The sequence below is a fragment of the Xanthomonas hawaiiensis genome (assembly GCF_031834635.1).
GTDB classification, from domain to species: Bacteria; Pseudomonadota; Gammaproteobacteria; order Xanthomonadales; family Xanthomonadaceae; genus Xanthomonas_A; species Xanthomonas_A sacchari.
Genome location: NZ_CP115873.1, coordinates 1,384,464 through 1,404,912, shown reverse-complemented (window position 1 = coordinate 1,404,912; position 20,449 = coordinate 1,384,464). Strand labels below are relative to the sequence as shown.

Genomic DNA, 20,449 nt, shown 5'->3' with positions numbered 1-20,449 from the left:
CCTGGCTTAAGTTGGCCTACGGCTATAGTCCGCGCACCATTCACGGGGAGGAGAGAACCCATGTTGAAGCCCCTTGGCACCTGGCTGGTGATCGCCGCGCTGGCCCTGTCCAGCGCCCCGGCAGCGGCCCAGAGCGCCCGCGCCTATGCCCCGCAGGACCTGCGGCAACTGTCGGTCCCCGGCCGGGTCCGGGTGATCGAGCGCGAATACGCCGACCAGTCGCGCGGCCGGCAGATCCCCGACGACCAGCTCGAGTTCTACCTCGACCAGATCGACCGCGGCTGGGGATTCGGCAACATCCAGCAGGACATCGCCACCTCGCTGCGCGGCAGCGGCGGCGGCTGGCGGCAGGAACCGGGCTTCGACGGCCGCACCGTCGCCTGTTCCAGCAACGACCGCCGCCGCCAGCAATGCGCCACGCCGTTCCGCGGGCCCGCCCGATTGGTCGGCACGCTATCCGACTCGCCCTGCATCGAAGGCCGCACCTGGGGCTCGGCGCCCGGCGTGGTGTGGGTGGACCAGGGCTGCCGCGGCCGCTTCGTCGAAGGCCGCGGCGCTCCGGGCGGCAACTGGGGTGGCGGCGGCAGTGGCGGCGTGGCCGGCACCGTGCGCTGCGAAAGCCAGGACCAGCGCCAGCGCATCTGCCCGACCGGCTGGCGCAACGCCATGCTGGTGCGGCAGCTGTCGGACACCCGCTGCATCGAGGGCCGTACCTGGGGCTCGCGCGACGGCGCGGTGTGGGTCGACGACGGTTGCCGCGGCGAGTTCGCCGAGGGCCGCGGCGGCGGTGGCTGGGGACCGGGCCGACCGCCGCTGGACAACGGCTACACGGTGACCTGCAGCAGCGACGACAAGCGCCTGCGTACCTGCGCCTGGGACCGCCGCCAGGGCCGCCCGGTGCTGATCGAACAGCTGTCCGGTACCACCTGCGCCGAAGGCCGCAGTTGGGGCTATGAAGGCAATACGGTGTGGGTCAACGGCGGCTGCCGGGCGCGCTTCGGCGCGCGCTGAGGCAGGGCGAAGGCCGGGCCGCGGGGCCTGGCCTTCCAGGTTTCTAGTATGGATGCCTGCGTAGGAGCGGCTTCAGCCGCGACCTGGCGTTATCGAGAATGCCCGGTCGCGGCTGAAGCCGCTCCTACGTGGGAGCTGCGCGGCGCTCAGGTCGCCGCAGGCTTGGCGGCTGCAGGCGCCGGTGCCGGCGTGGCGGCAGCGGCCGGCTTGGCCGGTGCGTCGGCCGTTGGCGCGGCGGCGGGCTTGCTGTCCCCGCTGCCACCCGTGCTACCCGACTCGGCGAGGTTGCGCTTCTTGTCGCCGTCCTTCTTGAAGTCGGTCTCGTACCAGCCGCTGCCGGACAGGCGGAACGCCGGCGCGGTGAGCTGACGCTTGACCGCCGGGGCGGAACAGGCCGGACAGGTCTCCGGATCGGGATCGGACAGTTTCTGCAGGCGGTCGAAGCTGTGACCGCATGCGGCACATTGGAAAGCGTAGATCGGCATGGCGGCAAAAACGCGAGAGCAACGGAGGCGGCCAGTATGGGGGCCGCACGCCGGCTTTCAAGCGTTCCCGCTCACGCCGGCCCGAGCTGGGGCCGCGGCGCGGTCTCCGGCGCCTCCACCGGCGAGGTCGGTGCGGGCGCCACAGGTGCCTCGGCTGGCGGCTCATCCGGCGCCGTCGGCACCTGCGCCGACGCGGGATCGACCGGCGCGGCCGGTGCCGCCTCCAACGGGCTGACGTCGAACGGCATGCGCAGCAGCAGCGCCGGCAGCAGCGTGGTCAGCGCCGCGTACAGCAGCAGCGCGCCGAACAGCGCGTCGGCGATGGCGAAGCGGTCGCGCAGGATGCCGGCCAGGACCAGGGTGAAGATCAGCGTCGGCGACAGCGCCAGCGACACCCGCAGGCTGCTGCGCGCGCCCTCACCGAACAGCACCCGCCGCTGCAGCCACAGAATGCCGATGCGCAGCGGCAGCACGCAGGCGGTCAGGGCCAGGCCCAGGCCCAGCGCCTGCAGGCTGAGCGCCCCGCTCGGCACCTTGGTGCCGGCATTGAAGAAGTAGAACGGCACGAAGAACGAGGCGAACAGGCGCACCGCCTGCAGGTTCTCGTCGGAGGCCAGCAGCGGCATGCGCTGGCGCAGCAGCCGCGCCACCAGCCCGGCGATGAACGCACCGACCAGGTAATACACCCCCAACGAATAGGTGATGTAGGCGGCGATCAGCCCGACCATCACCAGCAGCGAGAACTCCGACCCCGGCGCCTGCGGCGCCACCCAACGCCCCAGGGCCACGAACAGCAGCGGCAGGCCGACCAGCATCGCCACCAACGCCAGGCTGGACAGGCCCATCTGCCAGGGATCGCCGGCCTGCAGGATCACGAACAGCGCCGCCAGCGCCAGCAACTCGCCGGCGATCGCCTTGCTGGTGACCCAGAAGCGTTCTTCCTCGTCCAGCCCCAGCCGCCCCAGCGACTCGATGATGAAGCCGGTGGACGGGGTCAGCAGAGCCAGCGCCAGCAGTCCGGCCGCCTGCCACGGCAGCGCGGCGTAGCGCCAGGCCAGCCAGCCGACGCCGAACAAGGTGGCGCCGCGCACCACCAGGTGCAGCAGCAGCGGCCACAGGCCGCGACGCAGTGCCTTCGGGTCCACTTCGAGGCCGGCGAACAGGAACAGCGAGGAGATGCCGAGCGTGGCCAGCAGGGTCACCACCGGGTCGTGCGCACGCGGCCCCATCGCCAGCATCGCGATGATGCCGAACAGCAGGCAGGTCAGCGGCGCCGGCATCTTGAACCGCTGCAGCGCGCGCGGGATCACCAGCAGGGCGAAGATCAGCAGCAGGTAGATCAGTTCGTGGCTCATCGGGCAGGAGCTTCCGGTGGGGACCCGCCAGCGGCGGCAGCGGCGATGATGCCGGGTCCGCCGTGTGCTGCGCCATCACGGCGGAGCGCCGGCTGCGGTCGCGCGCCCGCGTGGCGTCTGCGCGCCACGCGAGGACACTTCCTCGCTGCGGCGAATCCGCCTCGCGTGCAAGCATCCATGACCGACACGCATCATCAACGGCGTGCACGCAGCGCACTCCAACGCCGTGGCGGACAGCCGCGCACAGGTACCGGCTCCGCCGCAACCGCCGGCCACCCGTTGCCGCCACGCATGGCGCCAGGCATCGCAGCGCACGCGATTCATGCCGATTTGCGCATAGTGCACGGATCAGCAAGATCCCGGTCACACGCGCGAAACCGCTCGATCCGACCATGAGCACCCCTCATACCAGCCACGCAACCGATGACCGTTTCGGCGCATTTCCGCACCCCTTCTCCCACCCTGCTGGCCCTGGCGCTGGCCGCCAGCATCGCCTGCGCTCACGCCGCCGAGGCGAGCGACGGCTCCGACGGCAGCGCCCCGGCCGACAGCGGCGACCAGGTCTCCACCCTCGACCAGGTGCAGGTGCTCGGCCAGGCCACCACCTACGCCAAGATCAACGTCAGCAAGGAGGCGCTGGACCGCCAGTTCGCGATGAGCAGCGTCAACGACGCGCTCAACGAGCTGCCCGGCGTGATCGCCACCGAGGCCGATGCGTTCGGCTCCTCCGACTGGGGCACGCAGATCAGCATGCGCGGCTTCGTCACCAACCGCGACGACCAGCAGATCGGCACCACCATCGACGGTGTGCCCAACGGCGGCTCGGCTTACGGCGGCGGCTCCAAGGCCAACCGCTTCATCGACACCCTGGACCTGGAGACGGTGGAGGTCAGCCAGGGCACCGCCGACATCGCCTCACGCTCCAACGAGGCGCTGGGCGGCACCCTCAACTTCCTCACCAGCGAGCCGCTGGACCAGCAGCGCGTGCGCATGGCCTTCGGCATCGGCGACAACCAGGCGCGCAAGTACTACGCGCGCTACGACAGCGGCGACCTCGGCGGCACCCGCGCCTGGGTCAGCGGTTCGCACGCCAGCAACGACGACTGGATCGACGGCAGCGGCCACACCACCCGCGACCACCTGGCCGGCAAGTTCGTCAGCGACCTCGGCGCGTGGACGCTCAGCGGCTACCTGTCCTACGACGATGCCAACGAGTCGGAGTACAGCAGCGTCACCCCGGCGCAGTTCGCCACCGATCCGGACCACGACCTGCTCACCGGCACGCTCACCGGCATCCCCTACTACGACCAGAACTACCGCTCCGGCTCGCGCGCGCTGCGCAAGAACACCTTCGGCTACCTGCGCGGCCTGTTCGACGGCGGCAACGGTTTCAAGGCCACGCTGACCGGCTATGCGCACCGCATGCAGGGCCGCGGCGACTGGATTCCGCCGTACCTGGTCGACGTCACCAACGACGGCGCCGGGCGTCCGGAATCCGAATACACTGGCGGCCACACCGTGTACGGCGGCAGCGCCCTGGGCAAGCTCTACTTCGTCACCCCAAGCGGCGCGGCGGCGAGCATGCTGCCCGGCTGCGCCGACACCGCGACGCTGCCGGCCGAGTCCAACCCGGCCTGCTACCCGGCCGGCTCGCTGCCGGTGCAGTCCTACCGCCACAGCCACTACGACAACCAGCGCGGCGGCGTCACCGCCGACGTGGAATGGGCGCAGGATTTCGGCGGACTGCACAACACCGTGCGCGGCGGCCTGTGGCTGGAGCGCTACGACCGCAGCGTCACCCGCGACTGGCACCGCCTGCTCAACGTCGGCACCAACATCGCCTTCGACCACGTGCCGTACTGGGTGCAGTTCAAGGACGACTACCGCACCGACGAGCAGATGTACTACGTCGAGGACGTGATGCGCTACGGCGACTTCGCCTGGCGCGTGGGCGTCAAGCAGTTCTTCGTCGACCAGACCCGCGACCGCCGCATCGGCGACGCCGCGCACATCGAATCGGATTCGCACTCCGATCCGCTGTTCTCCGCCGGCCTGACCTGGACCACGCCGATCAAGGGCGTGGAAGCCTTCGCCGGCGTTTCGCAGAACTTCGCTGCGATCCCCTCCGGCGTGCTCGGCGAGACCGATCCGCTGGTGCTGAGCAAGGTCAAGCCGGAAACCGCCGACAACGTCGAAATCGGCCTGCGCATGAGCCGCTGGCCGCTGACCGGCAGCATCACCCTGTACGACATCCGCTTCGACAACCGCATCGTCTACGTGCCGGCCAACTTCGTCACCGGCATCGACTACCTGGGCGAGACCGACGGCGTCTACGAGAACTTCGGCGGCGTGCACGCGCGCGGCGTGGAGCTGGCGATGGGCTACGCCTGGGACAACGGCTGGCGGCTCAACGGCGCCTACACCTACAACAAGGCGACCTACCTGGGCAGCGGCAACGCCGCGCGCGACCAGGCGCTGGAGATCGCGCCGGGCTCGCAGGTGATCGGCCAGCCGCGGCAGACCCTGGTGCTGTCGGCCGACTGGCAGGGCCAGCGCTGGCACGGCGGCCTGTCCGGCCGCTACCTGGGCCGGCGCTACCTGGACGCGGCCAACAGCGCGGCGCTGGATGCGGTGACCACCTTCGACGCCAACCTCGGTATCGCCCTGGGCGGGCTGTCGCCGCAGCTGCAACAGGCCAGGCTGGACCTGGTGATCAGCAACCTCACCGACAAGCGCTACCTCAACGGCGTGGACGGCAGCGACAGCGCCTTCATCGCGCCGCCGCGCACCGTCGGCCTGACCTTCATGGTCGACCTGTAACCGGCGCCGTGGCAGTCTCGCGGCGGCGGTCGATCCCGGCCGCCGCCGCTTTGCGTTTCCCGGGACCACCATGACCGACCAGACCCGCCGCCGGCTGCTGCGCGCCGGCCTCACCGCCGGCACCGCCGCCCTGTTGCCGCCGAGCATCGCCCGCGCCGCGGCGATCGCCCCGGACGTGCGCAGCGGCACGCTCGACGACCTGCAGCACGTGGTGATCCTGATGCAGGAGAACCGCGCCTTCGACCATTACTTCGGCAGCCTGCCCGGCGTGCGCGGCTTCGGCGACCGCTTCCCGATCCCCGCACCGCCGCTGCCCGATACCGCGCCGCGCACGGTGTGGCTGCAGCCCAGCGCCGACGGCAGCCGCCAGCTCGCGCCGTTCCCGCTGCGCACCGCGCGCGACTTCGCCACCATGCGCGTGCAGGGCACCCCGCACACCTGGCCGAACGCGCAGCAGGCCTGGGACCACGGCCGCATGGGCCAGTGGCCGGCGGCCAAGCGCGACCACGCACTGGCCTACTACGAACGCGACGACCTGCCGTTCCAGTTCGCCCTGGCCGACGCCTTCACCCTCTGCGACGCCTACCACTGCGCGATCCAGGCCGGCACCAATCCCAACCGCATCTTCCTGTGGACCGGGCAGAACGACCCGCATGCGCGCGCCGGCGGCCCGGCGATCGCCAACTCGCACGACAACTTCCCGGAACTGGGCGGCGACCCGGACGACTACCGCTGGCCCAGCTACGTCGAGGCGCTGCAGCAGGCCGGCGTGTCCTGGCAGATCTACCAGGACATGGCCGACAACTTCACCGACAACCCGCTGGCCGGCTTCGCGCCGTTCCGCGCGGCCTGGCGCGGCGCGCCCGGACACGATCCGCAACTGCGCGCACGCGGCGTGAGCAGCCGCAGCCTGGCGCAGTTGCGCGAGGACGTGCTGGCCGCGCAGCTGCCGTCGGTGAGCTTCATCATCGCCGACGCCGCCGGCAGCGAGCATCCGGACCCGTCCAGCCCAGCGCAGGGCGCGGCCTACACCGCGCGCGTGCTCGACGCGCTGACCGCCGATCCCAAGGTGTGGGCGCGCACCGCGCTGCTGCTGATGTTCGACGAGAACGACGGCTTCTTCGACCACGTGCCGCCGCCGGCGCCGCCCTCGCCCGACCCGTCCGCGGCCGGCGGCTGGGCCGGCGCCTCCAGCGTCGACACCGACGGCGAATATCACCTGCATCCGGCACCGGGCGATGCCAAGGCCGACCCACCGGAACTGCGCGGCCGTCCGTACGGCCTCGGTCCGCGCGTGCCGCTGTACGTGATCTCGCCATGGAGCCGCGGCGGCTGGGTGGACTCGCAGGTCTACGACCACACCTCGGTACTGCGTCTGCTGGAACGCCGCTTCGGCGTCGCCGCCAGCGGCGTGAGCGCCTGGCGCCGCGCAGTCTGCGGCGACCTGGTCGACGCCTTCGATTTCTGCCAGGCCGATACCCGCCCGTTCGTCGCCGACCTGCCCGACGTGCGCGAGGCGGCCGCGCGCGCCGCCGCATTGCGCGACCACGCGCTGCCGCCGCTGCCGGCGCAACTGCAGGCGCCCCGGCAAGCCTTCGGCGTGCGCCGTTCGCGCGCCCTGCCGTATCGGCCGACGGTGCAGTTGCAATTCGTGCAGGCGCGCGGCGAGGTGCAACTGCGCATGGCCAATACCGGCGCGGCGGCGGTGCTGCACGTCTACGACCGCTACGACCTGGCTGCACTCCCGCGCCGTTACACGGTCGGCGCCGGCGCGCCCCTGGACGGCACCTGGACCACTTACGACGGCAGCTACGACCTGTGGCTGCTCGGTCCCAACGGCTTCCACCGCCACTACCGCGGCGACATCAGCGCCCCGCTGCTGCAGGCCGAGATCGTCCAGGCCGCGGACGATGCGCAGGCGCTGTGCCTGATCCTGCGCAATCCGGGGACCGCGCCGCTCGGCGTGTCCCTGGAACCGGCCGCTTACGCACAAGCGCAACCCCACCAACGGGTGACGCTGGCGCCTGGCGCCGAGCAACGCATGCGCTGGAATGCCAAGCCGAGCGGCGGCTGGTACGACCTGTGGCTGGTCCAGGACAACGCCCGCCAGCGCCTGGCCGGCCGCGTGGAAACCGGCAAGCCCGGCATCAGCGATCCGGCGATGGGCGGGCCGGCGCGGCTGTATCAGGAGCCCGCCGGAGGCGGGCGGGATTCGGGAGTCGGGATTGGGGATTCGTGAAAACGCAATCCACGCGCTGACACGCTTTTGCCAATCCCGAATCCCCAATCCCTAATCCCGGCTCTCAAGCACCCCGATCGTCCGCAGCCAGGTCTCCACCAACTGCGGCCACTGTGCGATCGGCAGGTGCTTGGCGCGCAGGCCGAAGGCATGGCCGCCCTGGGCGTAGATATGCATTTCCGTCGGCACGTCGGCATGGTTGAGTGCGACGTAGTACGCCAGCACCTGGGAGATGCCGTCCACGTAGTCGTCCTGCGCCTGCAGCAGGAAGGTCGGCGGGGTGTCGGCGACGACGCGGATGTCCGGACGCAACGCCAGATCGGTGGGATTGCGGGTGTCGGCGTCCTCGTCCTCGTGCACCCACAGATGGCCGGGATACACGGCGATGGCGAAATCCGGGCGGCAGCTCACGCGATCGGCGGCATCCACCAGCGGATAGGTGCGCTGGGCGAAATGGGTACTGGTCGCGGCGACCAGGTGGCCGCCGGCAGAAAAGCCCATCACCCCGATCTTGTGCGGGTCCACGCCCCAGGTGGCGGCCTGCTGGCGCACCAGTCCCAGCGTGCGCTGCGCGTCCTGCAGCGCGGTCTGCACCTTGGGGTAGTAACGCCGGTCGTTGACCCAGGTCGGCCCGGAGTTCGGCACGCGGTACTTCAGCAACACGCAGGTGATGCCGCGCGAGACCAGCCAGTCGCAGATCTCCGTGCCCTCCAGATCCATCGCCAGCATCTGGTAGCCGCCGCCGGGAAACACCACCACCGCGGCGCCGGTGTTGTGGCCCTGCGCCGGGTACACGGTCATGGTCGGCCGGCTGACATTGTCGATCCTGGCTCCGGGCCCAGCCGTTTCCGGCTTCGGATGCGGCAGCGCATCCGGCACCGCGCCGGGCCAGATCGGCACCTGCACGTGTCCGGGCGAGGGTTCCCAGACCCGCGCCTGCGCGGCGTGGGCAGACAGACCGAGGGCGATGGCCAACGAACAGCACACGAATCGACGCATGGGACGCTCCGAACAGGATTGGGAGTGGAACGGAAAACACAGGCGATGCACTTCGATGCCGGCACGCGGCAAGGCAGCCGCGTGCGTGCCTTCAGCCCGCGCGACGCGATCGCGCGCAGCACAAACACAAAGCACGCTACGCGGTGCGCGACGCCTGCGCCGGCAGCGTGGCCACCACCGCCTGCGCCACTGCCTTCAGCGCCGCATCGCGCGCGTCGCTGTCGACCTTGGCGCCATTGAGGTAGGCGGTCAGCAGCAACGGCTTGCCGCGACCCGGCGGCCACACGATGGCGATGTCGTTGCGGGTGTCGATGCCGTTGTTGCCAGTCTTGTCGCCGACCTTCCAACTGCGCGGGAAGCCTGCGCGCAGGCAGTCGTCGCCAGTGCGGTTGTCGCGCATCCAGCCGATCATCCGCTGCCGCGAGGCCGGCGCCAGCACCTCGCCGAGCAACAGCGTCCGCATGCTCGCGGCCATCGCCGACGGCGTCGTGGTATCGCGCGGGTCGTCCAGGGCGAAGCCGTTCATCTCCGGCTCGTAGCGGTCGGAGCGGGTTTGCGTGTCGCCGATCGTCCGCAGGAAACGGGTCAGCCCCGCGGGACCGTCGACCTGTCGCAACAGCAGATTGGCCGCCACCCCGTCACTGAAAATCATCGCGGCCCGACACAGCTCGGCCAGGCCGAGCGCGCCACCGACGTGCGGCCGGGTCGCCGGCGCATGCGACACCACCATGTCCGCCGCCAGGATCGGCACCTGCGTCCGCAGGTCCAGTTCGCCGCGGTCGACCCGCTGCAGCACCGCCCCCGCCAATAGAAATTTGAAGGTACTGCACAGCGGAAAGCGCTCGTCCTGGCGCTGTCCGCCGAGCGTCGCGCCGCCGCCGTCGAGCAGGCTCACGCCGAGCCGGCCGCCGCTGCGCCGCTCGATTCCGGCCAGGCGCTGTTGCAGCGTCGGCGCAGGATCTCGCACGGTTTTTGCCTGTATTCCAGCCACCGCCAGCAGGCTCGCGCCCATGCCCACGCCCTGCAGGAACCGTCGTCTCGTCAGCATCGTCCACCTCCGTCGGGAGCCAGGATGATGGCCGCATTGACCCACCCCCACCAGCGAGGTTATTCAATCGCACCCATGAGCCGAATTGATACCTGGCGATGATCCGTCCGCACCTGCCGCTGAATGCCCTGCGCGCCTTCGAGGCCGCGGCGCGGCACCAGAACCTGACCCGTGCCGCCGCCGAGCTGTGCGTGACCCAGGCCGCGCTCAGCCACCAGATCAAGCAACTGGAATCGCGCCTGGGCGTGGTGCTGTTCCAGCGCCTGCCGCGCGGTGTCGCCCTGACCGACGAGGGCCTGCGCCTGCATCCGGTGCTGACCGAGGCCTTCGACCGCATCGCCGGGACGCTGCAGCGCTTCGCTGGCGGCCGCTACCGCGAGACGCTGAGCGTGGGCGTGGTCGGCACCTTCGCGGCGGGCTGGCTGCTGCCGCGGCTGGACGCCTTCCACGCCGCGCATCCGGACATCGAACTGCGCGTGTACACCCACAACAACCGGGTCGACCTGGCCGGCGAAGGCCTGGACCTGGCGATCCGTTTCGGCGATGGCGACTGGCAGGGGCAGCACGCCACGCCGATCCTGGATGCGCCGTTCGCGCCGGTGTGCGCGCCGGCGCTGGCGCCGCTGCTGCGGACGCCCGCCGACCTCGCCAGGACCACCCTGCTGCGCTCCTACCGGCTGGACGAATGGCCGCGCTGGCTGCAGGCCGCCGGTGCGCCCGAGGTGCAGGCGGGCGGCCCGATCTGCGATGCCTCGCTGACCCTGGCCAGCATCGCCGCAGCCGGCCACGGCGTGGCCCTGCTGCCGCTGCGGCTGTTCGCCCAGGACCTGGGTGCCGGGCGATTGGTCTGTCCGTTCTCCACCCGCATCGACCTGGGCCGCTACTGGCTGACCCGGCTGCGCTCGCGCGCGGAAAACGACGCCGCACGGCGCTTGCGCGCGTGGCTGCTGGCCGAGCAGGCCGCCCTGGCGGACTGAGCGGCACGGCGGCGCCGCTGGGCGCCGATAGGACTTTGCCGCAAGCGCGGCACGCGACTTGCCTTGCTGACCAGCAGGGTCTGACAGCAATGTGAAGAATTTGTGCACTGCCGCTTGGCGGCCGGGCGGACCCGAAATATGATCCTCGTCGCAGTCGCAATATGCGCCGGGGATGGCGCTCACCGTTTTGGGGGAAACATGCTGATGAACCGTGCTGTCCTGACCGCCCGTCCGGGCCTGGTCTCGCGTGACGTCGTGCTGGCAGCCGTCCTGGGCTGCCTGTGTGTGCTGCATCTGGCCTACTTCCTGCGTGGCGGCGCCAGCGAATGGCATTGGGCGCTCAGCGCTGCGGGCCTGGCGCTGATGGCGCTGAAGGCCGGCCTGCGGCCGACGCCGACCGCCCGCCCCTCGCTGCAGAGCCTGCGCTCGCGCACGCCGCTGGACTGGGCGGCGATCGCCGGCGGCCTGCTGGTCGTGGCCAGCGCTGCGGCCTGAGCGGCATGCGCCGGCGCAGTGCGCTGGCCAATTCGATCGTCCTGACCTGCCCCGCACGTCCGGCGCGACCAATCGCGCGCTGGGCGTGTCGCGCCCCTGCCGCCAGACACGTCATCGCGGGCCACGCGCCGCCGCGCCCCTGGGCGACGGCGCCTGCGCTGCGGGTGGGGATTTCCGTTGGCTGAAGCGCCGAGGCGTTGGGGCTGAAGCCTCTCCCGCACCGGGTGAGACGGCTCGCGCGCCGGCCTCGCTTGGCGCGGCGTCAAGACGTGGTTGAAGCCCCTCTCCCACCGGGAGAGGGGTTGGGGTGAGGGTGCGGCGCGCGAAGCGCACGCGTGGTGTGTTGCGGCGAGGCTGCGCCCGCACCCGCATCCGCCCCTTCGGGGCACCTTCTCCCGCAGAGAGAAGGAACCGCTGGCTCGGCGGGAATCATCCGTGCCTGGCACCAACACCATCGCCGCGCCGCATCCGCGGAAACAGACCCGGCCCGGACACCCACCTCTCCCGTCTCTCCAGCGCCCGCCTTGGCCGCGGCGCCTGCTACACGGCGCGCTTGCCGCCGTCGGTGCCCATCTGCGCCGCCACCAGTTGCCGGAACGCGTCGCGCTGCGCGGCATCGGCGAACCAGGACGTCGGCACCAGGTCGAACAGGATGTCGTTCTGGTACAGCATCAGCACCTGCGGATTCTCGCGATAGCGCACGTAGTCGCGCCAGGGGCGCTGCACCCGCCCGTCCGTCCAGGTGATCTCCAGGCCGGCCGCGTCCCAGCGGCAGGTGATGCGATGCCGCAACGCCGCCTGTTGCGCATACAGACGGCGGACCTTGCGCGGCATCGTCCATGCCGACTGGATAGTCTGGCCGATCACGCCACCGCCACCGGCGGCGGCCAGCACGACGCCGAGCATGGCCATGCCGGAGCCATGCCGGGCGAAGGCGAACAGCGTCAATCCGCCCAGCAGCAACGCCGCCATCGCCAGCAGCACGCGCCGCACTGCGCGCCGTTGATGCAGGCGCTGGGCGATCAGATAGTCCTGCAGCGTGATGTTGCCGCTGATCGTCATGCTCCTCCTCCCGCTGGCCTCCACCGGTCAGACCGAAAGCGTGCCACGCGCGGCATGACCGGCGCAAAGCCGCCGGCAGGCACACTGCGCGGCCTTCCGCGACGTTGGTCCACCTGCCAGCAAGGCAGGCCCACGACGCGCCTCAGCCGTCGATCAACTCCATCCACGCCTGCTCGGCCTGGGCCAGGTCGCGTGCGGCGGCCTCGCGCTCGCGGCCCAGCACCGCCATCTTTTCCGCATCGGCGTAGTGCTTGGGATCGGCGAGTTGGCGGTCGAGCTCGGCCACCGCCGCTTCCAGTTCGCCCACGCGCTTCTCGGCGGCGGCCAGCTTGTGCGGGTTCGGCGGCTTCTTCGCCGGCAGCGGCTTGACCGGCGGCGGCGGGGTCGGCGCGGCCTCGGCCAGTTTCTGCTTGGTGCCCTGCGCGGCCGGGCGGGTGCGCAACCAGGCGGCGTAGGCGTCCAGGTCGCCGTCGAACGGCTCCACCACGCCGTCGGCCACGCGCCAGAAGGTGTCGCAGACCAGGCCGATCAGGTGGCGGTCGTGCGAAACCATCACGATCGCGCCCTCGAAGTCGCTCAGCGCTTCGGCCAGCGCCTCGCGCATTTCCAGATCGAGGTGGTTGGTCGGTTCGTCGAGCAGCAGCACGTTGGGCTGCTGCCAGGCGATCAGCGCCAGCGCCAGACGCGCGCGCTCGCCGCCGGAGAAGCCGTCGACCGGCTCGAACGCGCGGTCGCCGGGGAAATTCCACTTGCCGAGGAAATCGCGGAACGCCTGGTTGCTGGCCTCCTTGTCGATCTCGCGCATGTGGTCCATCGGCGACTGGCCCTCGTGCAGCGACTCCACCGTGTGCTGGGCGAAGTAGCCGATGCGCAGGTCCGGATGCGCCATGCGCTCGCCGGCGATCGGCGGCAGTTCGCCGACCAGGGTCTTGACCAGGGTGGTCTTGCCGGCGCCGTTGGGGCCGAGCAGACCGATGCGCTGGCCGGCCTCCAGGCCGAAGCCGACGTTGTGCAGGATCACCGCGTCCGCGCCGTAACCGGCCTCGGCGTGGTTGAGGCGGATCAGCGAGAACGGCAGCTTGGCCGGCGGCGCCAGCTCGATGCGGAACTCGCGCTCGGCGCGCACCGCCTCGGTACCGGCCAGCTTCTCCAGGCGCTTCATCCGGCTCTGCGCCTGCGCCGCCTTGGAGGCCTTGGCCTTGAAGCGGTCGATGAAGCTCTGCAGGTGGGCGCGCTCGGCCTGTTCCTTCTCGTGCGCGATCTGCTGCTGGCGCAACTGCTCGGCGCGCTGGCGCTCGAAATCGGTGTAGCCGCCGGTGTACAGCTTGGCGCCGCCGTTGTGCAGATGCAGGGTGTGGGTGGCGACGTTGTCGAGGAACTCGCGGTCGTGCGAGATCAGCAGCAGCGTGCCCGGGTACTTCAGCAGCCACTGCTCCAGCCAGTACACCGCGTCCAGGTCGAGGTGGTTGGTCGGTTCGTCGAGCAGCAGCAGGTCGCTGGGCATCATCAGCGCGCGCGCCAGATTAAGGCGCACGCGCCAGCCGCCGGAGAACGAGGACACCGCGCGGTGATGGGTCTCGGCGGGGAAGCCGAGGCCGTGCAGCAGCTTGCCGGCACGCGCATCGGCGTCGTAGGCGCCCATCTCGGCCATCTTGGTGTGGGCGGCGGCGACCGCCTCCCAGTCCTCGCGCGCGGTCGCCTCGGCCTCTTCGGCCAGCACCGCGGCCACCGCGGTGTCGCCGCCGAGCACGAAGCTCAGCGCCGGATCCGGCAGCGACGGGGTTTCCTGGGCGACGCTGGCGATGCGCACCTTGCCGGGCAGGTCGACGTCGCCCTTGTCCGCCTCCAGTTCGCCCTTCACCGCCGCGAACAGGCTGGACTTGCCGGCCCCGTTGCGGCCGACCACGCCCACCCGGTAACCGGCATGCAGGGTGAGGTCGACATTGGACAGCAACAGCCGCTCGCCGCGGCGCAAGGCGAAATTACGTAGGGAAATCAAGGCAGGGCACTCGGCTAGCGAGGCGGAAGTGTAGCCGCTTCGCCCGCCCCGGCCCACCCGGGGCGGCGACGCGGCGCGGTCCGGGGCCGCCCCCTGGGCACCGCAAAAACCCGACCCAGGTCCGTTTTTGTATACGCGCCCGCGTGAAAAACGGATTTCAATCCGATGGCAGCCGCTGCACTGCAGCATTCGCCCGCCCCAACGGAAATCGCCAGACCCACGCCAATCCCACCAGCCACTGGAGTCTCCGCCCGATGACGCAACGCCGCCTCCCCCTCGTCAGTGCCGTCCTGCTCGCGCTCGCCTCCGCCAACAGCCTCGCCCAGTCCCAGCAGGCGCCGACCACGCTGGACAACATCATCGTCACCGGCACCCGCATCGCCGACCGCACGGTGGCCGAATCGCAATCGCCGATCGACATCATCGCGCCCGAGGCGCTGCAGGCCACCGGCGCCAGCGACCTGGCCAGCGCCCTCGGCAAGCTGTTGCCGTCGCTGAACTTCCCGCGCCCGGCGATCAACGACGGCAACGACGCGCTGCGCCCGGCGACCCTGCGCGGCCTGTCGCCGGATGCGGTGCTGGTGCTGCTGGACGGCAAGCGCTACCACACCACCTCGCTGGTCAACTACAACCCCTCGGTCGGGCGCGGCTCGGCGCCGGCCGACCTCAACTCGATCCCGATGTCGGCGATCGCCCGCATCGAGGTGCTGCGCGACGGCGCGTCGGCGCAATACGGCTCCGACGCCATCGCCGGGGTCATCAACATCGTGCTCAAGCACGGCGCCAAGGCCGGCAGCAACAGCGTGTCCGTCAGCGGCGGCATCATGGACAAGGGCGACGGTGCGCAGAACGGCATCGACGGCTCCTATGGGCTGGCCTTCGGCGGTGCGCCGGGCGGCGAGGCGCCGGGCTGGGTGCGGGTGTCGTGGAACTACCTCAACGCGATGAACACCAACCGCGCCGAGAATACCGACAAGGCCACCACCCTGGCCGGGGCCGCCAATCCCAGCGGCGTTCCCTACGAGCGCTACGGCGACCCGGCGCTCAAGACCTATCAGGGGCTGGTCAATTTCGGCTACGCGCTCACCCCGCACGTCGACCTGTACGGCTACGCCAACTTCAGCCGTCGCGAGGTGCTGTCCAACGGCTACTACCGGGCCTGGGACAACAGCGACCGCAACGTGCAGGCGGTCTACCCCAACGGCTTCCTGCCGCAGATCTACAACCCGTCCAACGACCGCGCCGCGGTGCTCGGCGTCAAGGGCAGCACCGACAACGGCTGGACCTGGGACGTCTCCGCCGACTACGGCAAGAACGACGTCACCTTCGACCTGCGCAACACCATCAACACCAACCTGTACTGGAGCACCGGCGCCTCGCCGACCCGCTTCAACGCCGGCGGCTTCCGCAACGAGCAGAACGCGCTCAACGCCGACTTCAGCAAATCCATGGACTGGGGCTTGGCCTACCCGGTCAACCTCGCCTTCGGCGCCGAGTACCGGCAGGACAAGTACGCCGTGGTGGCCGGCTCGCCCACCTCGATCTACTTCGATCCGAACGCCATCAACCCCGAGACCGGCGCGCCCTACCCCGGCGGCTCGCAGGTGTTCCCCGGCCTGGCGCCCTCGGTGGCCGGGCAGTTCCAGCGCCACAGCAAGGCGGTGTACGCGGACCTGGAAGCAGACCTGAGCGAGCGCCTGTCCGGCGGCGTGGCCGCACGCTACGAGGACTACAGCGATGCCGGCACCACCCGCTCGGGCAAGCTGTCGGCGCGTTACCAGCTCAACGACGCCTTCGCCGTGCGCGGCACCATCTCCAACGGCTTCCGCGCGCCCTCGCTGGCGCAACAGAACTACGCCTCGGTGGTGACCCTGCCGGTGGACGGCGTGCTCAGCCAGATCGGCACCTACCGCACGTCCGACCCGGTGGCGATCGCGCTCGGCGCCAAGCCGCTGTCGCCGGAGAAATCCACCAACTACAGCATCGGCGCGGTCTGGCAGCCCGGCGGCGGCTTCAATTCCACCCTGGACCTGTACCAGATCCGCATCTGGGACCAGATCCTGTATTCGGACCAGATCTCGCTGGCCGTGCCAATCGGCCAGGTCAGCGCCGCGCAGTTCTTCGTCAACGGTGCCACCACCCGCACCCGCGGCGTGGACTGGGTGAGCAACTACCTGCTCGACCTCGATCGCGCCGGCACGCTCAACCTCAGCTTCAGCGCCAACTACAACAAGATCGAGATCCTGGAGATCTCCGATCCGAACTTCGGCCGCGCCAGCCAGGGCCTGCTGACCGACGCCACGCCGCGTACCAAGTACGTGCTCAGCGGCGACTGGAGCCTGGCCGGCTGGACCCTGCACGGCGACGCCACCCGCTACGGCGCCATCACCCGCCGCGGCGACGACGCCGACGGCAGCCAGGACCAGGCGTTCGCGGCGCGCTGGCTGCTCAACCTGTCCACCAGCTACGCCTGGCGCGACCTCACCTTCACCGTCGGCGCCGACAACGTCACCAACCAGTATCCGACCCGGACCGCGCTCAACAACATCTACGACGACCGCCCCAACGGCTTGCAGTACTCGCCGCTGTCGCCGTTCGGCTTCAACGGGCGCTACTGGTACGGGCGGGTGAGCTACCGCTTCTGAGGAAACCAGGAACCGTGGCGTGGCCGCAGGGGCGCGGCCACGCGCCGGAGCGAGCGACTTAGAACGTAAAAGAATAAGAACATGCGCTTGCATCCTGCGACGCAGCACGCATGTTAAAAAATAATAAGACGCCCCTTGGGACGCGGCCTGCCTGGCCATGCCAGCCGCCGCGCCCCGTCTGCCGTTTCGGCACCTGCTGGAGTTTTCATGAACCGTCCGTTGTCGCTGCTGGCGAGCGCCGTGCTCGCCGCCCTCGCCACTCCCTCCGTCTTCGCCCAGACCGCGCCCGACGCGTCCGCCGCGCCCAGCACGCTGGACACGGTGATCGTCACCGGCACCCGGGTCAGCGACCGCACCGTCGCCGAGTCGCAATCGCCGATCGACATCATCACCCCGGAGGCGCTGCAGGCCACCGGCACCTCGGAACTGGCCACCGCGCTGTCGCGTGCGCTGCCTTCGCTGAACTTCCCGCGCCCGGCGCTGACCGACGGCACCAGCGGCATCCGCCCGGCGCAGCTGCGCGGGCTCTCGCCCGACCAGGTGCTGGTGCTGGTCAACGGCAAGCGCCGCCACACCTCGGCGATGATCAACGTCAACGGCACCATCGGCCGCGGTTCCTCGGCGGTGGATCTCAACGCGATCCCGATCGCCGCGATCGAGCGGGTGGAAGTGCTGCGCGACGGCGCCTCGGCGCAGTACGGCTCCGACGCCATCGCCGGCGTGGTCAACATCGTGCTCAAGGGCGCCAGCGAAGGCGGCAGCCTGGCGGTGGAGCACGGCCAGTACTCGGCCGGCGACGGCGCCAAGTCGCAACTCTCCGGCGACACCGGCGTCGGCTTCGGCGACGGCCGCGGAAGCCTGCACGTGGCCGGGCAGATCAGCCAGCAGGACGCCACCAACCGCGCCGGCCCCTACCAGGGCACCACGCCGAACACCGGCAACTATCCCGGCATCGGTGAGACCACCTTCGTCTACGGCGACCCCAAGGTCGACGCCACCGCGGTCTCGGCCAACGGCGAGTTCCGCTTCAACGACCACCTGACCGGCTACGCCACCGCGATCGCCAGCAACCGCGACATCACCTCGTTCGCGTTCTACCGCTCGCCCAACCACAACGGCCAGACCGCACTGCTGGCGCAGGTCTATCCCGACGGCTACGTGCCGCAGATCGAGCAGTACTCCAAGGACCGCTCGCTGGTCGCCGGCCTGAAGGGCAGCACCACCGGCGGCTTCGCCTGGGACGTCAGCTACAACTACGGCTACAACAAGGTCGACTTCCACACCGCCAACAGCATCAACTACAGCCTCGGCGTCGACAGCCCGCGTCGCTTCTACGACGGCGCGCTGGAGTACACCCAGAACGCGGTCAACGCCGACTTCACCCAGCCGCTGGAGTGGGGCCTGGCCTACCCGGTGACGCTGTCCTTCGGTGCCGAGTACCGCCAGGAGAAGTGGAACCAGTCGCCGGGCGAGCCGGCCTCCTACAGCGGCACCACCGGCGGCGCGCAGGGCTTCGCCGGCTTCGCGCCGCTCAACGCGGTGCATTCGGACCGCCACAACTACGCGGTGTACGCGGGCCTGGAAGCCGACCTCACCGACAAGTTCTCCGCCGGCCTCACCGGCCGCTACGAGGACTATTCGGATTTCGGCAGCAAGACCTCCGGCAAGCTGTCGGCGCGCTACGCGTTCACCGACAAGGTGGCGCTGCGCGGCACCGTCGCCAGCGGCTTCCGCGCGCCGTCGCTGGCGCAGCAGCAGTACCAGGCGGTGACCAGCAGCTACATCAACGGCAGCTTCTTCGAATCCGGCACCTTCCCGGTGAACAGCGCCGTGGCCCAGGCGCTGGGCGCGGCGCCGCTGAAGGCCGAGACCTCGCTGTCCTACAGCCTGGGCCTGGTGCTGCAGCCGGTCGAGCGCCTGTACCTGACCGTGGACGCGTACCAGATCGAGATCGACGACCGCATCCTGCTGTCGTCCAACCTCAACGACGCGGCGGTGCTGGCCAAGCTGCGCCAGCTCGGCTACAGCAACGTCACCAGCGTGCGCTATTTCAGCAACGCCGCCGACACCCGCACCCGCGGCGTCGACGTGGTCGGCACCTATAGCATCCCGTTGGCGGCCAGCACGCTGGACCTCACCGCCAGCTACGGCTACAGCAAGACCGACATCACCCATGCCGTCACCCAGCCGCAGGCGCTGGCCGCCATCGGCTCGACCCAGACCACGCTGGGCCGCGACGAGATCGGCCGCCTGGAGGACAGCTACCCCAAGGACAAGCTGATCCTCAGCGGCACCTGGAAGCTGCCGAAGTGGGACCTGAGCCTGGCCGCGACCCGCTACGGCGAGTTCACCGTGCGCAATTCGGCCACCGCCGCCCGCGACCAGACCTACGGCGCGGACTGGGTGGTCGACGCCTCGGCCAGCTTCAAGCCGAGCACGAACTGGACGCTGACGCTGGGCGCGGACAACGTGTTCGACCAGTACCCGGACAAGACCGCCAACCTGATCAATTCGACCTACGGCATGCTGCCCTACAGCAACTATTCGCCGTACGGCTTCAACGGCGCCTACGTGTACGGGCGGATCAATTACCGCTGGTGATCGCGAGACCAGGCGCGCTGATTGCGCCTGCGCCGAGCGGCACGACGACGGCCCGGGTTTCCGGGCCGTTGTTTTTTAGGCGGGATTCGGGATTGGGGATTGGGGATTGGGGATTGGGGATTGGGGATTGGGGATTCGGGATTGGGGATTGGGGATTGGGGATTGGGGATTGGGGATTGGGGATTCACCAGCCTGCGACGTTTTCGCCGACCTGAACTTTTTTGCAGCGGCGGCTTCAGCCGCGACCCGATGCTGTCCATGGGGCGCGGTTGAAGCCGCTCCTAAGGCGCATGGATCGGGCGTCCTTGTGGGAGGGACTTCAGTCCCGACGCAGGAAGTTGGCAGGTGGCGTTGGGCTTCACTCGTCGCGGCCGAAGCCGCTCCCACGGGCGCCATACACATTGCTCGCGGGATGCTGCGCTCGTGCACCTGCGGCGTGGCCGACACCGTGCTCTGCTCCCGTGCCGCGCAGGCAGCATCCCTGCACATCGAGCTGCGAAAACGCAGCCGCGGCCGCGCAGGCACGGCTGCGGGGCACTGCGTCCGTGTGCATCGCCGGCATTTTGTCTACGAGGCCGGAAAATCCGGGGATTCGCGCTGCCGCAACGCCTGCAGCGGTGGTTGCAATTGCAACCTCGGTGCAGCGCTTAACGGAATATTGACTCCACTGACATCAACCGGTAATCCCTAGCGGGCGTCGCCGCATCCGCCAG

The 20,449-nt window shown here is 70.1% G+C and carries 13 protein-coding genes; 7 read left to right on the top strand and 6 right to left on the bottom strand.

Annotated features, from left to right (window positions below):
• Window positions 1-60: 60 nt before the first annotated feature.
• Entirely contained in the window at window positions 61-1,011 is a 951-nt protein-coding gene (locus tag PG878_RS06195) for a DUF3011 domain-containing protein (protein WP_209029581.1), read from the top strand.
• A gap of 146 nt (window positions 1,012-1,157) precedes the next feature.
• Here the strand turns inward: PG878_RS06195 and PG878_RS06190 are convergent, their stop codons facing one another.
• Together PG878_RS06190 and PG878_RS06185 are read right to left on the bottom strand one after the other, a co-directional pair.
• The gene (locus tag PG878_RS06190; RefSeq protein ID WP_209029580.1) at window positions 1,158-1,496 is read right to left on the bottom strand and encodes an FmdB family zinc ribbon protein; all 339 of its coding nucleotides are present in this window, start codon (window positions 1,494-1,496) and stop codon (window positions 1,158-1,160) included.
• 71 nt (window positions 1,497-1,567) lie between these two features.
• Window positions 1,568-2,851, bottom strand: a complete 1,284-nt coding sequence (locus tag PG878_RS06185) for a cation:proton antiporter (RefSeq protein ID WP_209029579.1) — start codon at window positions 2,849-2,851, stop codon at window positions 1,568-1,570.
• Window positions 2,852-3,274: 423 nt separating this feature from the next.
• Here PG878_RS06185 and PG878_RS06180 point away from each other — a divergent pair, with 423 nt between their 5' ends.
• On the top strand, window positions 3,275-5,671 hold the full coding sequence (locus PG878_RS06180) for a TonB-dependent receptor domain-containing protein (RefSeq protein ID WP_209029578.1): 2,397 nt from the start codon (window positions 3,275-3,277) through the stop codon (window positions 5,669-5,671).
• 70 nt (window positions 5,672-5,741) lie between these two features.
• Window positions 5,742-7,910 (top strand): phosphocholine-specific phospholipase C, encoded by a 2,169-nt coding sequence (locus PG878_RS06175; RefSeq protein WP_209029577.1) that lies wholly within the window; start codon window positions 5,742-5,744, stop codon window positions 7,908-7,910.
• A gap of 51 nt (window positions 7,911-7,961) precedes the next feature.
• Here the strand turns inward: PG878_RS06175 and PG878_RS06170 are convergent, their stop codons facing one another.
• Window positions 7,962-8,885: an alpha/beta hydrolase gene (locus tag PG878_RS06170; RefSeq protein ID WP_209029852.1), complete on the bottom strand. Its 924-nt coding sequence runs from the start codon at window positions 8,883-8,885 to the stop codon at window positions 7,962-7,964.
• 160 nt (window positions 8,886-9,045) lie between these two features.
• On the bottom strand, window positions 9,046-9,957 hold the full coding sequence (gene bla, locus PG878_RS06165) for a class A beta-lactamase (protein WP_209029576.1): 912 nt from the start codon (window positions 9,955-9,957) through the stop codon (window positions 9,046-9,048).
• Window positions 9,958-10,055: 98 nt separating this feature from the next.
• Here bla and ampR point away from each other — a divergent pair, with 98 nt between their 5' ends.
• Window positions 10,056-10,934 (top strand): LysR family transcriptional regulator AmpR, encoded by an 879-nt coding sequence (gene ampR / locus PG878_RS06160; RefSeq protein ID WP_209029575.1) that lies wholly within the window; start codon window positions 10,056-10,058, stop codon window positions 10,932-10,934.
• A gap of 204 nt (window positions 10,935-11,138) precedes the next feature.
• A complete protein-coding gene (locus tag PG878_RS06155; RefSeq protein ID WP_043085650.1) occupies window positions 11,139-11,429 on the top strand; it encodes a hypothetical protein in 291 nt (96 codons plus the stop codon).
• 540 nt (window positions 11,430-11,969) lie between these two features.
• Here PG878_RS06155 and PG878_RS06150 read toward each other — a convergent pair.
• Together PG878_RS06150 and PG878_RS06145 are read right to left on the bottom strand one after the other, a co-directional pair.
• Window positions 11,970-12,491, bottom strand: a complete 522-nt coding sequence (locus PG878_RS06150; RefSeq protein WP_209029574.1) for a YcxB family protein — start codon at window positions 12,489-12,491, stop codon at window positions 11,970-11,972.
• Between the two features lie 142 nt (window positions 12,492-12,633).
• Window positions 12,634-14,490: an ABC-F family ATP-binding cassette domain-containing protein gene (locus PG878_RS06145; protein ID WP_209029573.1), complete on the bottom strand. Its 1,857-nt coding sequence runs from the start codon at window positions 14,488-14,490 to the stop codon at window positions 12,634-12,636.
• A gap of 254 nt (window positions 14,491-14,744) precedes the next feature.
• On the opposite strand from PG878_RS06145, the gene PG878_RS06140 reads away from it, so the two are divergent.
• Window positions 14,745-17,135, top strand: coding sequence for a TonB-dependent receptor plug domain-containing protein (locus PG878_RS06140; RefSeq protein ID WP_209029572.1), 2,391 nt, complete (start codon window positions 14,745-14,747; stop codon window positions 17,133-17,135).
• Window positions 17,136-17,342: 207 nt separating this feature from the next.
• Window positions 17,343-19,736, top strand: a complete 2,394-nt coding sequence (locus PG878_RS06135; protein ID WP_209029571.1) for a TonB-dependent receptor plug domain-containing protein — start codon at window positions 17,343-17,345, stop codon at window positions 19,734-19,736.
• The last annotated feature ends 713 nt before the right edge of the window (window positions 19,737-20,449 follow it).

Excerpts from the sequence above, each read along its gene's own strand:
- PG878_RS06195 (WP_209029581.1), top strand. The coding sequence starts at position 61 with ATGTTGAAGCCCCTTGGCACCTGGCTGGTGATCGCCGCGCTGGCCCTG.
- PG878_RS06190 (WP_209029580.1), bottom strand. The coding sequence starts at position 1,496 with ATGCCGATCTACGCTTTCCAATGTGCCGCATGCGGTCACAGCTTCGAC.
- PG878_RS06185 (WP_209029579.1), bottom strand. The coding sequence starts at position 2,851 with ATGAGCCACGAACTGATCTACCTGCTGCTGATCTTCGCCCTGCTGGTG.
- PG878_RS06180 (WP_209029578.1), top strand. The coding sequence starts at position 3,275 with ATGACCGTTTCGGCGCATTTCCGCACCCCTTCTCCCACCCTGCTGGCC.
- PG878_RS06175 (WP_209029577.1), top strand. The coding sequence starts at position 5,742 with ATGACCGACCAGACCCGCCGCCGGCTGCTGCGCGCCGGCCTCACCGCC.
- bla (WP_209029576.1), bottom strand. The coding sequence starts at position 9,957 with ATGCTGACGAGACGACGGTTCCTGCAGGGCGTGGGCATGGGCGCGAGC.
- ampR (WP_209029575.1), top strand. The coding sequence starts at position 10,056 with ATGATCCGTCCGCACCTGCCGCTGAATGCCCTGCGCGCCTTCGAGGCC.
- PG878_RS06155 (WP_043085650.1), top strand. The coding sequence starts at position 11,139 with ATGAACCGTGCTGTCCTGACCGCCCGTCCGGGCCTGGTCTCGCGTGAC.
- PG878_RS06150 (WP_209029574.1), bottom strand. The coding sequence starts at position 12,491 with ATGACGATCAGCGGCAACATCACGCTGCAGGACTATCTGATCGCCCAG.
- PG878_RS06140 (WP_209029572.1), top strand. The coding sequence starts at position 14,745 with ATGACGCAACGCCGCCTCCCCCTCGTCAGTGCCGTCCTGCTCGCGCTC.
- PG878_RS06135 (WP_209029571.1), top strand. The coding sequence starts at position 17,343 with ATGAACCGTCCGTTGTCGCTGCTGGCGAGCGCCGTGCTCGCCGCCCTC.